The sequence below is a fragment of the Arcobacter sp. L genome (assembly GCF_000284235.1).
Taxonomy (GTDB): Bacteria; Campylobacterota; Campylobacteria; order Campylobacterales; family Arcobacteraceae; genus Aliarcobacter; species Aliarcobacter defluvii.
Map to the genome: position 1 here is coordinate 171,716 of NC_017192.1, position 12,601 is coordinate 184,316.

General features: G+C 26.6%; 15 protein-coding genes. 4 read left to right on the plus strand and 11 right to left on the minus strand.

The window, feature by feature from the left end; all coding sequences use genetic code 11:
- The first annotated feature begins 9 nt into the window (after positions 1-9).
- Positions 10-1,011, plus strand: coding sequence for an SH3 domain-containing protein (locus ABLL_RS00930; protein WP_014472900.1), 1,002 nt, complete (start codon positions 10-12; stop codon positions 1,009-1,011).
- 9 nt (positions 1,012-1,020) lie between these two features.
- Positions 1,021-2,106, plus strand: a complete 1,086-nt coding sequence (locus ABLL_RS00935; RefSeq protein ID WP_014472901.1) for a hypothetical protein — start codon at positions 1,021-1,023, stop codon at positions 2,104-2,106.
- A 17-nt stretch (positions 2,107-2,123) separates the two neighbouring features.
- Here the strand turns inward: ABLL_RS00935 and purT are convergent, their stop codons facing one another.
- Genes purT through ABLL_RS00960 form a run of 5 tightly spaced genes read right to left on the minus strand, consistent with a single transcriptional unit; the run spans position 2,124 to position 6,008 of the window.
- The gene (gene purT / locus ABLL_RS00940; RefSeq protein WP_014472902.1) at positions 2,124-3,293 is read right to left on the minus strand and encodes a formate-dependent phosphoribosylglycinamide formyltransferase; all 1,170 of its coding nucleotides are present in this window, start codon (positions 3,291-3,293) and stop codon (positions 2,124-2,126) included.
- 18 nt (positions 3,294-3,311) lie between these two features.
- The gene (locus ABLL_RS00945; RefSeq protein ID WP_014472903.1) at positions 3,312-4,070 is read right to left on the minus strand and encodes a glucosaminidase domain-containing protein; all 759 of its coding nucleotides are present in this window, start codon (positions 4,068-4,070) and stop codon (positions 3,312-3,314) included.
- A 10-nt stretch (positions 4,071-4,080) separates the two neighbouring features.
- Positions 4,081-4,821 (minus strand): diaminopimelate epimerase, encoded by a 741-nt coding sequence (gene dapF / locus ABLL_RS00950; protein WP_014472904.1) that lies wholly within the window; start codon positions 4,819-4,821, stop codon positions 4,081-4,083.
- Entirely contained in the window at positions 4,818-5,408 is a 591-nt protein-coding gene (gene coaE / locus ABLL_RS00955) for a dephospho-CoA kinase (RefSeq protein WP_014472905.1), read from the minus strand. The genes dapF and coaE overlap by 4 nt, the downstream gene beginning before the upstream one ends.
- A 51-nt stretch (positions 5,409-5,459) precedes the next feature.
- A complete protein-coding gene (locus ABLL_RS00960; protein WP_014472906.1) occupies positions 5,460-6,008 on the minus strand; it encodes a spermidine synthase in 549 nt (182 codons plus the stop codon).
- Positions 6,009-6,107: 99 nt separating this feature from the next.
- On the opposite strand from ABLL_RS00960, the gene purM reads away from it, so the two are divergent.
- A complete protein-coding gene (gene purM / locus ABLL_RS00965) occupies positions 6,108-7,103 on the plus strand; it encodes a phosphoribosylformylglycinamidine cyclo-ligase (RefSeq protein ID WP_014472907.1) in 996 nt (331 codons plus the stop codon).
- Positions 7,104-7,145: 42 nt separating this feature from the next.
- Here purM and ABLL_RS00970 read toward each other — a convergent pair whose 3' ends face one another.
- From ABLL_RS00970 to ABLL_RS00995, 6 genes are all read right to left on the minus strand, one after another.
- Positions 7,146-8,174: a glyceraldehyde 3-phosphate dehydrogenase NAD-binding domain-containing protein gene (locus ABLL_RS00970; RefSeq protein ID WP_014472908.1), complete on the minus strand. Its 1,029-nt coding sequence runs from the start codon at positions 8,172-8,174 to the stop codon at positions 7,146-7,148.
- Positions 8,175-8,233: 59 nt separating this feature from the next.
- Complete coding sequence (locus tag ABLL_RS00975) at positions 8,234-8,932, minus strand: pirin family protein (RefSeq protein ID WP_014472909.1); 699 nt, start codon at positions 8,930-8,932, stop codon at positions 8,234-8,236.
- A 3-nt stretch (positions 8,933-8,935) separates the two neighbouring features.
- A complete protein-coding gene (locus ABLL_RS00980; protein ID WP_014472910.1) occupies positions 8,936-9,439 on the minus strand; it encodes an NADPH-dependent FMN reductase in 504 nt (167 codons plus the stop codon).
- A complete protein-coding gene (locus ABLL_RS00985) occupies positions 9,430-10,227 on the minus strand; it encodes a class III extradiol ring-cleavage dioxygenase (protein ID WP_014472911.1) in 798 nt (265 codons plus the stop codon). Before ABLL_RS00985 ends, ABLL_RS00980 begins: the two co-directional genes overlap by 10 nt.
- A gap of 21 nt (positions 10,228-10,248) precedes the next feature.
- Positions 10,249-10,815, minus strand: coding sequence for a YceI family protein (locus tag ABLL_RS00990; RefSeq protein WP_014472912.1), 567 nt, complete (start codon positions 10,813-10,815; stop codon positions 10,249-10,251).
- 62 nt (positions 10,816-10,877) lie between these two features.
- The gene (locus ABLL_RS00995; protein WP_014472913.1) at positions 10,878-11,330 is read right to left on the minus strand and encodes a MarR family winged helix-turn-helix transcriptional regulator; all 453 of its coding nucleotides are present in this window, start codon (positions 11,328-11,330) and stop codon (positions 10,878-10,880) included.
- A gap of 164 nt (positions 11,331-11,494) precedes the next feature.
- On the opposite strand from ABLL_RS00995, the gene ABLL_RS01000 reads away from it, so the two are divergent.
- The gene (locus tag ABLL_RS01000; protein ID WP_014472914.1) at positions 11,495-12,601 is read left to right on the plus strand and encodes an alanine--glyoxylate aminotransferase family protein; all 1,107 of its coding nucleotides are present in this window, start codon (positions 11,495-11,497) and stop codon (positions 12,599-12,601) included.

Consider the following 12,601-nt stretch of genomic DNA (forward strand, 5'->3'; position numbering starts at 1 on the left):
AGGGAAAATATGAAGAGAATAAGTATAGTTTTATTGGGGTTATTTACAGCATTTAGTCTTTATGCAGAAGAACAAAATATGCAAAATATTGATAAGTTGGATGTTTTAGATCAACAATCTAAAGAGTTTTTTAAAGCAATTACAGGACTTGAAAAAGATTATTTAGAAGAACAGGTTAATACAATCAAAAATAAAGAAAATATGCCAAATCAAAATCCAGTAAATCAACCTCAAACTATTATAAAAGAGGAACCAAAATTATCCCAAGAAGATTATGAAAAAAATGTATTTACTCATCAAAATGAAATGGCAAGACTAACAACAGATTTTACAAGAACTAAAAAATTAAAAGATTTGAGAATTAAAAGTATGTACTCTTTTAATGGAAAAGATTATGTTGTTTTAGAGTTGAGTGACGAAGCAAATTCAAATAAACAAAACAATCAAAAATCAGAATTAAGTGCAAATATAGAAGGAAGATATGTAGAAGGTGATAATATTTTAGGGCATAAAATAATCGATATTAATACAAGAACAAAAAGTGTAGAGTTGTATAAAAAACTTGATGAAGAGTATGGATACACTATTTATTTAAGTAATTATGGTATATCAGTAAGTGATTTAAAGAAAACAGAAAAAAAAGAAGAAAATAAAACTACTGACAATAATAAAAATAAAAAAATAGAAAATGAACAAGAAAAACCTACTATAAAAAAAGTTTTTGAAAATGTGCAAACAGAGACTAAATTAACAAAAGAAGAACTTTCAAATTGTTTATACACAGTAAAAAAATATAACTTAAATGTAAGAAATGAAAATGATTTAAATGCTAAAATCTTAAGAGTTTTAAAAATAAATGATCAATTTACGATTAATAAAAAAGATAAAGATTGGGTACAAATAAATACAATTTATAAAAAAATCTCAGGTGATGTGATGGATGTATCAAAAGAGAGTAACTGGGTGCAAGTAAGTGATGGAACTGTAAGTGCTACAAGTAATTGTAAATAGGAAATAAAATTGGAAAATCTATACGATTATAAATCAGAAATTTCAAAAAACATTGAAAAAATATCAAATGAAGTTTTTATATTAAAAGCAAAATATAACAAGTTTTTTAATATAGAAGAGATATTTTCTAGTGAAAATGGTGGAAAAACTAGATTAAATAGACAAATATTCAATGAAAATCATGAAAATATTCAAACATCTATTTTGGAAATAAGTTTATGTATAGATGAAATTATTGGCATTTTAAAAGAAGAAATGAAAAAGTTATTGGCAAAATATCATCAATTCGATAAAGTTGAGTTAGTAAATTTTATTTTTGATGATAAAAATTTTTTAGAAATATTAGCTTTGGATTTAGAAACTTTTGGAATAAAAGGTGAAAATAAGAAAAAATGTCTAAATGAGATAAAAGAGCTGATAAATTTAAAAAATAAAATATTCAATCTAAAATATTTTATTGATATGTTTGATACAAATATATTTGATAAATATATCAATAGATTAGGTGTTGAAGATTTAATTAATAGTACTATTATTTTTGAAATTATTGATTCTTATGCTTTACAATTTGAAGAAGTAAAAAAATTTGCAGAACAAATAACTACGTTAGGGATGTTGAATGAAAAAGTAATAAATCTAAATAGTTTTAATAATTTACTTGAACTACATAAAAGACGAGTTGATAATTATGTTTATGCAGGAATAAAATATAAGATTTTTGTTGAGTATAGTTGTGAAACAAATTTAAATAAATCAATTTATCTTAATAAAGCTTATTTGGAAAATATATTATCAGCTTTAATTGAACAATCTTCTATGGATGTTGTAAAAAAAGAGTTAAAAAAAGGAAAGATACAAAAACAAATAGATGTAAATATAACTTTAAATAAAAATACTTTCCAAATAGTAGTAAAAAATAATGGTTTTGAAGTAAGAAATATTTATAATTTGTTTCTATCAGATGTTGATAATAAATATATTTTAGAAGCTAAAAATCTTTCAAATCTAATAAATGCAAAATTTGATATTACAGTAATTGACAATGAAGGTATGCAATATACTGTAACTCAAGTTTTAAAAAATACAGTACGATAACAAAAGGATTATCCCTTTTAGTTATCTTTGAAATTTTCAATAATCTCTTTTGCTTTTTGTAAAGCTTTGTCACTACTATCTTTATCAAAAGTTAAAGCAACAGCCATTCTTCTTCCTACATGACTTTGTGGTTTTCCAAATACTCTAATAATAGAATCTTTTGTAAATGAAGAATCAAAAATGTCAATTTGAGGATTGAAGCTATCACCACTTGCTTTATAAGCAGCACTTGCACCTGCTCCATAAGTTATAAAATCAACTGGTAAACCTAAAACTGCTCTTACATGAAGTGCAAATTCACTAGCACTTTGAGTAATCATAGTAACCATTCCAGTATCATGTGGTCTTGGACTTACTTCAGAAAAATAAACATCATCACCTTTTACAAACAGTTCAACTCCAAAAATTCCTCGACCACTTAATCCATCAGTAATTGTTTTTGCAATTTCTTGTGATTTTTTAACTGCAATTTCACTCATATTCATTGGTTGCCATGAGAAGATATAATCTCCATCTTTTTGAATATGTCCAATTGGTTCACAAAATACTGTATCTTTCCCATTTCTAACAGTTAGCATTGTAATTTCATAATCAAAAGTGATAAATTCTTCAACTATAAGTTCACTAGCATCACCTCTTGCTTCTTTTGCCATTTCCCATGATTTTGCTAAATCATTTTCACTTCTTGCAACACTTTGACCATGACCTGAAGAACTCATAACAGGTTTAATAACACAAGGAAATCCAATAACATTTGCAGCTTCTTTTAAAGCTTCAAAAGTTGTTACAAATTTATATTTACTTGTTGGAAGTTTTAGTTGTTCTGCTGCAAATTCTCTGATGTTTTTTCTATTCATAGTTTTATTAACTGCATCAGCATTTGGAATTACATGAAATCCCTCTTTTTCAGCATCAAATAAAGCTTGAATATTTATAGCTTCAACCTCTGGCAAGATATAAGTTGGTTTTTCTCTTCTTATAATATCAAGAAGTTGATTTTTATCTTTCATATTGATTGTATATGATTTATTTGCCACAAGTTGAGCTGGAGCATTGTTGTAACTATCAACAGCAATTGTTTCTATTCCTAATCTTTGAGCTTCAATAACAACTTCTTTTCCAAGTTCTCCACTTCCAAGAAGCATAATTTTTATAGAGTCAGATTTTAATGGTGCTGGAAATTTCATTTTTGTCCTTAATTTAGATTATGATTGATAAAATTGTTTATCAAAGTTTTGTAAATTGTTAACGAGGATTATATCCTTTAATATTTTTAAATACTCTTGTGCAATACCAGAATAATTTAACATTGTTTGTGAAAGTAATAGCCCATCTGGACGTTTTTTATTTTTTCTTTGTTCAAATCTTTTTTCTTGAAAGGCTTTATATGCAAAATTTCTATTTAGATTTAGCATATAAGCACTTACAGACTCTTGTAAACTTTCAAAAACTCTTACAAAATGCGAAGCTCCTAATTTTCTTTGTTTCGGAATCATTCCAAATCTAGGGTCGTAAGTCCAATGTCCAAAAATATTATTTGCTTCTTTTATAAATCTACTTTTACCCCAACCACTCTCTATTACAGCTTGTGATAAAGCAAGTGAGGGTGGAATTACATCTACTTTTTTTAGATACTCTTGTAGAGTGAAAATATTTTTTATTTTATATTTTTGTTTAATTTCAAGAAGTTTTGAGAAAGTTGAAGAATCAAAATCAATGTGTAAAATATTTGATGTTAAAACGTTTTTTATAAATTCTCTATCTTGTAAAATAATCTCATTTTCTTTCTTGATCAATTGATATAAATGTTCGAAGAAATACTCTTTTGCTTTATTGACATCGTCAATTTCATAATACTCTTTTGGTAAACCTTTCGCTAAACAATGACTTTGCATAGAAGCAACTAAACAAAATGTTAGTAAAAGTTTCTTTGAGTTATTGATTAAAAATTTTAATAAATACATAGGCCTCTTGTTAAATATTAGTTGTGAAAACTTTTTTTACAGCACCTTTAAAATAAATAGTACCATCTTTAATTGAAAGAGTTAATTGTTCATTGCTTTTTGGATAAACAAAAGCAGTATCATTTACTAATTTAAGAGTGTTTGCTCTCAAAAAACATGCAGCCATACCTGTTCCACATGCTAAAGTTTCTCCTTCAACACCACGTTCATAAGTTCTAACTTTTATAATTCCATCTTCAATTTTTGCGAAATTTACATTTGCATTATGTTTATATCTCATTTTTGCGCATAAATTGTGTTCATATAAATTTAAATCATCAACAATAGTTACTAAATGAGGAACTCCCGTATCAACTAAATACCAAGTAAAACCTTCTTCAATAAATTCCTCATTGATAACTTTTGGAGCAGTAAGTTGTGTTTCAACTATCTCATTTTCAATAGTTGATTTTATTAAACCAGCTCCTGTTAAAAATTTTGTTTCATTAGAATTGATTAATCCATTTGTAAAAGCATAATGTGCACAAGCTCTTGTTGCATTTCCACACATAGCTGCATCACTTCCATCACTATTATAAAATAGCCATTTAAAATCTGCTTTATTAGTTGGAACTAATACAACAAATCCATCTGCACCAATTCCTTCTGTTCGATTACATAATCTAATCGCATCAGTTGAATAATCTTTTTCAACAAATGAGTGACAAATGATAAAATCATTTCCACTCGCACTATATTTTGTATATGTCATATAATTTCTCCGATGATTCGTTCTACTTCATCTTGTAAATGTTTTAAATCTTTTGAATTATCAATTACCATATCAGCAAGATTTTTTTTCTCTTCAATATCCATTTGATTTGAGATTTTTAGTTTTGCTTCATTTTCATCTATATTATCTCGTTTCATAAGTCTTTGGATTTGTAACTCTTTTGGAATGTAAATAACTAAAGATTTAGAGATTGGATAATGCATTTTTTCAAAAAATAGCGGAATATCTACAAAATATGGTTTATTTTGCTCTTCAAAAATTTTTGATTCTTTGATTATCTCTTTTTTAATCAAAGGATGAAGTAGCGCTTCAAGTTTTAATTTGTTTTCTTCATTTGAAAAAATGATTTTTCCAAGTTCTTTTCTTAAAACTTTTCCATTTTCTACATACTGTTTTCCAAACATCTCAATAATCTTATCAGAGTTCTCATCTAAGAGTTTATGAGCTATTTTATCAGCATCAATAGTTAGAAAACCATGAAGCTTAAATAGGTTGCAAACAGTACTTTTACCAGTTGAAATTCCGCCTGTTAAAGCGATAGCGTTTTTAAATAAATCATTACTCATAGTATTAATTATACTATAAAAATGATTTATTTATATTAAATAGGAGAATTTTTATCTTTTAGCAATACCAGTTAAAGCTCTAAACTCATGTGCTGGAAATACAAATGAAGCATTGTGAATCTCTGCTGAATAGTAATCTAAATCATCAAGTAAATCTGCTCTTTGAAGATTTAAATCAGCAGTTGGATGATATTTTTTTGAAGCAATTATTGAAGTATTGTGTCCAAATTTAAATGGCATAGCAATCCAGAATTTTGATCCAACTAATTTCAAATCATCAAACAGTTGTTCTTCATCTTTTGAAAATGCTTTTGAAGCAAAAGCAATTAAACCATCATCTTTTAAAATTCTTTCAATATTTGCTAGCAATAATTCATCAATTTTTACATCTGTTAAAATTATTACATCAATGTTTTTTTCATTTTTTGATGTTAAAAAAGAGGCATCGCCAAATTCAATATTTGAAGTTTTACTATGTTTAGCAGCTTGTGCTTTCATATCTTCATTAGTTGTTCCAATAATTAGAACATTTGAAGCTTCTTTATGAGTACATAATGGTATATGTACCATCATTTCATTAAATGCATTATTATCTTTCATTATATATAGTCCTTAATATTTATAAACATTTTGCTATAATACCAAAAATTTTTTAAAGTAATCGTAGATTAGAAAATAGAATAAGAAAAAAGGTGAATAATGGCAACAGTTAGTTACAAAGATGCTGGAGTTGATATTGATGCTGGAAATCAGTTTGTAGAAAATATCAAACCTTATGTAAAATCAACAATGATTCCAGGAGTTCTTGGTGGAATAGGTTCTTTTGCAGGTGCATTTGAATTACCAAGTGGATATAAAAAACCTGTATTACTTTCAGGAACTGATGGGGTTGGAACAAAGTTAAAACTTGCAATTGACTCAAAAAAATTTGATACAGTAGGTATTGACTTAGTTGCTATGTGTACAAATGATTTATTATGTAACTTTGGAGAACCATTATTTTTCCTAGATTATTATGCAACTGCAAAACTTGAAGTTGAAGAAGCAACACAAGTTGTAAAAGGAATTGCAGAAGGTTGTATTAGAAGTGAGTGTGCATTAGTTGGTGGTGAAACTGCTGAAATGCCAGGAATGTATAAAGAAGGTGATTTCGATTTAGCTGGTTTTTGTGTTGGAATTGCTGAAAAAGATGAATTAAATAGAATTGATAAAATCGCAGTTGGAAATACTTTAATTGCTTTACCATCTTCTGGTGTTCATTCAAATGGATTCTCACTTGTTAGAAAACTTCTTTTAGAAAAATTAGGAATGTCTTTAAATGATGATTTCCAAGGTAAACTACTAAAAGATGTTTTATTAGAACCAACAAGAATTTATGTGAAAGAATTCAAAGCTAATAAAGATAAAATCAATGCTTTAGCTCATATTACTGGTGGTGGAATTACTGAAAACTTACCAAGAGTTTTACCAGATAATTTTAAAGCTGTAGTTGATAGAAGTAAAATCAAAGTTTTACCAATCTTTGAATTTATGGGACAACATGTAGAACTTGAAGAGATGTATAGAACATTTAATATGGGTGTAGGAATGGTTTTAGTTGTAAACCCAGCAAATGTTGATGCAATCTTAGCTAACACTGATGGATATGTTATTGGACATATTGCTGAGGGTGCAAAAGGTGTAGAGTTTATCTAATTAAGTAAATTTAGATAAATAAAAAAGGGTGAGTATAAAAACTCACCCTTTTTTTATTTTTGTATAATATTTCAGAATTTCAACTACTTTTGAAGCATAACCCCACTCATTGTCATACCAAAGTAGAAGTTTTATCATATTGTTTTTTACTTCTAAATATCTAAAATCAACAATAGTTGTAAATTTTTCTTTTTTAAAATCACTTGAAACTAAAGGTTCAATATTGTTTAAAACTATTGGAAATTTTTGAGCTTTTTCATAATTTTTAAATAGTTCAATTATTTCATCTTTAGTTGAGGTTTGTTTTGTAAATAAAGTTACATTTATTGCTCCAACTGTATCTGTTGGAACTCTCAGAGAGTTAGATGAGATGAGGTCTTGATTGAATTTTTCTAAAACATAAGAACAAGCTGTTATTGTTGTTGTTTTATTAGGAATAATATTTTGAGTAGAAGAACGACCAAACTCAAAATTACATTCAACATCTCTTGTCGCACTTCCAACAAAACTTCCATCAAGAACTCTTTGATGATTAAGCAGTGGATGAATTGTTACAATATCTCCACAGATAATTTCTTTTGTTTCATCAATAAGTTTAAGTGCTGGAAGTAGGGCTGTTGCATTACATGAACTTGTTGATATGATTTTATGAATTGATGGATTAAGTTTTTTTTCATTTGCACCTAAAATCACATTTATATCAGCTTGTTTATTTGGATGAGTTAAAAATACAGCACTTACTGGAAGTTGATTTAGAAGATTAATATCTTCTTTTTTACCACTTGAATCAATAATAATATCAATATTTGTTAAATCAATTTTATCTAAAGAGTTAAAGTGTGTGATTTTTATTTTAGATTGTGAATTTTGAATATAATTATTTTCAACTATTTCAAATTTATTATCAAGTTTTCCATATGTTGAATCGTAGTTTATTGAATAAACTATATTTTCAATATATGGATTTATATCATTTATTATAACTATTTCAAAATCTTTATAATCTAGTAACTGTTTTAAAACAGCTTTACCAATTCTTCCTGCACCATTTAAAAGTACTTTTATTGCCATAATTTTTTAACCTATACAAATTTTATAATTGGTAGTATAGTTTAATTTTATTTATATAATTATTTCTTTTGCATATCTATAAATAAAATATGGCTTTTTGAAAGAGGTTTAATATTTAATTTATCAATATCTACAATTTCCATTGCATCACCATTTTCTAAAGTAACACCATTTATATTTGAACTTCCTTCAATTTGTACAAAATAGACTTGTCTATCTTTTTTTATATCAAAATCAAACTCTTTATCAAATTCACTTACATAAATATTTATATCTTGATAGATTTTAATTTTACTATCACCTTTTTGTGATGATACGATATTTAATAACTTATTAGTTCTTTCATCTTCTTTAAATCTATGTGAACCATAAAGTCTAGGTAATCCAGCTTTGGGAGGAATAATCCAAATTTGTAAAAGTCTTAAATCTTTACTTTCATGAAGATTGTGTTCACTATGATAAATACCATCTCCTGCACTTAGATATTGAACTTCACCTCTTTTTAAAGTTTCACTATTTCCCATAGAATCTTTGTGAGTTATCTCACCATTTATAACATAAGAAATAATTTCCATATTAGAATGAGGATGCGTGTCAAATCCACTTTTTGGATGAACTATATCATCATTTAAAACTCTTAAAACTCCAAAGTTTATATTGTTCGGATTTCTATATTCTGCAAAACTAAAATGAAAACGGCTTTCTAACCAACCAAGATTTGATGTTCCCATCTTTTCTTTTGGTAATTTTCTTAACATAATTTACTCCTTAATTAGAGTTTCAAATTGTTCTAAGATTCTTTCTAAACTATCTTCTTGACATTTTCTTTCATAAGTTGTAATTATTTCTCTTGGCATTACAATAGCACCAAGTCTTGTAAATTGACTTCTTAAATCATTTAATAAATCTTGTCCATTACTTCCAGAATGAGTTGCAAGTTGAATCTTTTTCATACTGAATAGCGCCCTAAAATTATCTCCAATTCTTGAAATCCAAGCAATCATATTTACTAAAACAGGTGGTACTCCATAGTTATATTCTGGTGAAACAAAAACATAAGCAGTTGCTTCTTCCATTTGTTTTGCTAAATCAAGTGCAACTTTTGGAATACCATCATTTTGTTCTTTAAAAGTATCATACATTGGTAGATTTAAATCAACTAAGTTTATTATTTTTGAATTTATATTTTTATTTTCAAATTTATCTTTTATCATATTCGCAAGATTCATATTTTCATTTAAACTTGCTACAAAAATTAATACCATTTTAAATCCTTTAAATTTTCTTTATTTTCATCAAAAATGAAACTTTCCATTGAAATGTTTGAATATTGCATTTCACTATTTACTGATTTACCTTTTTTATTATTTGCATTTCCAAAAGCTATAAAAAGGGGTAAAAAATGCTCACTTGAAGGATGGTTTTTACGAAAATTTATGTCAGAAGTAATATTTAATAATCCATCTTCATTGCCATTTTCTATAATATTTTTAATTTTATCACTAAATTCTTTCGCATAGTTTTTAGAAGTTAAATTATAACTCATATCTCCTAGATTATGTGTAACTCCACCACTACAAATAATCATCGCTTCATCTTTAAAAGCTTTTAGTTTTTCACCTAAATTTATTAACTGTGATGGTGAATAAGAATAAGGAATACTTAATTGAAGTACAGGAATATTTAGTTTTTCATATAATAAAGCTAAAACATTCCAAACTCCATGGTCATAACTAATTCTACTCTCATCAATTGAAATATCAATATTCTCTTTTTTTAAAGTGTTGATGAGATTATTAGTTAAATTTTTATCACTATTTATTTCATAAACTACTTTATATAATTCATCTTCAAATCCATAAAAATCATACATAATTTTATTTGCTTCAGGACTTATAATTCTTAAATCATTTGTAACATAGTGAGCTGAAATGATTATTATATATTTTGGTACTTTTAAATTCTTTCCTAATTTCTGAAAATTCTTTTTTGATTTTGAGTCACTTAAAATTATATTTGGTGCTCCGTGTGAAATAAATAGTGTTGGATACATAATTTTATAATTTTAGCTAAATTATTTAGCTAAAATTCCCTCTAATTGAATATCAAGTTTTACAATTTCATCAACTGCAACACCACCAGCTTCTAATACAGTATTGTATTTTAAACCATAATCCATTCTATTAATTTTACCACTTAATCCTAAACCAACTCTTGTATTCCCCCATGGATCTTTTACTGTTCCATTATTTTCTAAATCTAATGTAACATCTTTTGTAACACCTCTCATAGTTAATTTACCATAAGCTTTATCACCATCAACTTTTGATAAAACAAATTTGATGTTATTAAATTCATTTGCAGAAAAGAATTCAGCACTTTTTAAATGAGCATCTCTTTTTTCATTTTCAGTATTGATTGAATTTACATCAATTTCACCAACAAGTGATTTTAATGTTTTTGTTTTTTCATCATATTCAAATGTTCCATTAAATTTATTAAATTTACCAATAACATTTGAAATCATCATATGTTTTACTTTAAATCCAACATTTGAATGACTCACGTCAACATTATATGTACCTGCAAAAAGAGCACTTGAAGCGATAACAGAGGCTAATCCTAATTTTAAAAATTTCATTTTTTTATTCCTTATTTTTTTATAATATATTACTAATTAGTACTTTTAAAGCAAAAAAATATTTAATTTGCTTTGTAAACCTTATTTAATAAATCATATAAAGTATCTAATTCCTCATCACTTAAAACTTCTAAAGCTTTATTTAAATTTTTTGCGTGATTTGGGAAAACTTCTTCAATAATATCTTTACCTTTTTGAGTAATTAATAAAATTGATGCTCTACTATCATTTGGGTCTTTTATTGAAGTAATCCATCCATCTCTTTTTAGATTTCTTACAACAACAGTGATATTTCCTGGTGTACTCATTGTTAATTTTGTGATTGAGCCAATATTTAAATCACCTAGATGATATAAAGCTTCTAATACTTTAAATTGATTAAACGTTAGATTATGTTTTGATAAATAATTTACAGTTAAATTGTTGATTTTTAAACTTGTTCTTTCTAATCTAACAACAGTTTTCATAGATTTATCAGTTCTATAACCATAAGATTTTAAAGTTTTATTATTCATTCACATACTCCTTGTAGAATTATATTACTAATTAGTAGTAAATGTCAATAGTAAAATGAAAATTTTTAAATTTTTTTGAAAAATATTGCTTAACCAATTAATAAACTATATTTAGATAAAATGCTTCGTTTTGCTATAAAGAATGAAAAAATAAGGATAATAAAATGCTATTAACACCAGGTCCAACTCCTGTACCAGAATTTGTTAGAAAAGCAATGTCAGATGTAACAATACATCATAGAACTGAAGAGTTTGAAGCAATTTTTAAAAATACTAGAGAATTATTATTAGAATTATATGGAATGCCTGAAGTTGTAATGTTAGCTTCAAGTGGAACAGGTGCTATGGAGGCATGTGTAACAAATCTTACACATAAAAAAGCACTTACTATTAACTCTGGAAAATTTGGTGAAAGATTCGGAAAAATTTGTTCAGCTTTTGGAATAGAATATACTGAAATTAAAAATGAATGGAATACACCCGTATCAGTTGAAGCCGTAGTTGAAGCTGTAAAAGCTGATTCTTCTATTGATGCTATTTTTATTCAGATTTGTGAAAGTGCTGGAGGATTAAGACATCCTGTTGAGCAAATTGCAGCTGAAGTTAAAAAAATTAATAAAGATATTATGATTATTGCTGATGGAATCACTGCTGTTGGTGTTGAAAAAATTGATACTACAAATCTTGATGCTGTTGTAACAGGGAGTCAAAAAGCTTTAATGTTACCTCCAGGTCTTGCAATGATTGGTTTATCAAATGAAGCAATTAAAAAAATTGATTCAAAACCAAGAGGTTATTACTTTAATCTTTCAATTGAAATTAAAAAACAAAGAACGAATACAACAGCTTGGACAGCAGCAACTACACTTATTATTGGTTTAGGTGCAATTTTAGAAAAATTAAAAGAAGATGGATTTGATAATTTATATAAACAAACAGCTTTAAGAGCAAATGCAACAAGAGAAGCATTAAAAGCTATTGGTTTTGAAATTTATCCAAAAGTTCCAGCAGATGCAATGACAACAGTTTATACTGAACAATCAAGTGCAATTAGAAAGATATTAAAAAATAAATATAATGTAAATATCGCAGGTGGACAAGATCATTTAGCTGGTAAGATTTTTAGAATTAATCATATGGGATTAGTTGAAGATTATGAAGCTTCATGGGCTGTAAATGCTGTTGAATTGGCACTTGATGATTTAGGTATTAGAACATTTGATGGAACTGCAAATAAAGTTTTTGCATCAAATATGTTTAAAGGGAACTAA

What these genes read in the sequence shown, in the direction of transcription:
- ABLL_RS00930 (WP_014472900.1), top strand. Translation starts at nt 10, where the DNA reads ATGAAGAGAATAAGTATAGTTTTATTGGGGTTATTTACAGCATTTAGT.
- purT (WP_014472902.1), bottom strand. Translation starts at nt 3,293, where the DNA reads ATGAAATTTCCAGCACCATTAAAATCTGACTCTATAAAAATTATGCTT.
- ABLL_RS00945 (WP_014472903.1), bottom strand. Translation starts at nt 4,070, where the DNA reads ATGTATTTATTAAAATTTTTAATCAATAACTCAAAGAAACTTTTACTA.
- dapF (WP_014472904.1), bottom strand. Translation starts at nt 4,821, where the DNA reads ATGACATATACAAAATATAGTGCGAGTGGAAATGATTTTATCATTTGT.
- coaE (WP_014472905.1), bottom strand. Translation starts at nt 5,408, where the DNA reads ATGAGTAATGATTTATTTAAAAACGCTATCGCTTTAACAGGCGGAATT.
- ABLL_RS00960 (WP_014472906.1), bottom strand. Translation starts at nt 6,008, where the DNA reads ATGAAAGATAATAATGCATTTAATGAAATGATGGTACATATACCATTA.
- purM (WP_014472907.1), top strand. Translation starts at nt 6,108, where the DNA reads ATGGCAACAGTTAGTTACAAAGATGCTGGAGTTGATATTGATGCTGGA.
- ABLL_RS00970 (WP_014472908.1), bottom strand. Translation starts at nt 8,174, where the DNA reads ATGGCAATAAAAGTACTTTTAAATGGTGCAGGAAGAATTGGTAAAGCT.
- ABLL_RS00975 (WP_014472909.1), bottom strand. Translation starts at nt 8,932, where the DNA reads ATGTTAAGAAAATTACCAAAAGAAAAGATGGGAACATCAAATCTTGGT.
- ABLL_RS00980 (WP_014472910.1), bottom strand. Translation starts at nt 9,439, where the DNA reads ATGGTATTAATTTTTGTAGCAAGTTTAAATGAAAATATGAATCTTGCG.
- ABLL_RS00985 (WP_014472911.1), bottom strand. Translation starts at nt 10,227, where the DNA reads ATGTATCCAACACTATTTATTTCACACGGAGCACCAAATATAATTTTA.
- ABLL_RS00990 (WP_014472912.1), bottom strand. Translation starts at nt 10,815, where the DNA reads ATGAAATTTTTAAAATTAGGATTAGCCTCTGTTATCGCTTCAAGTGCT.
- ABLL_RS00995 (WP_014472913.1), bottom strand. Translation starts at nt 11,330, where the DNA reads ATGAATAATAAAACTTTAAAATCTTATGGTTATAGAACTGATAAATCT.
- ABLL_RS01000 (WP_014472914.1), top strand. Translation starts at nt 11,495, where the DNA reads ATGCTATTAACACCAGGTCCAACTCCTGTACCAGAATTTGTTAGAAAA.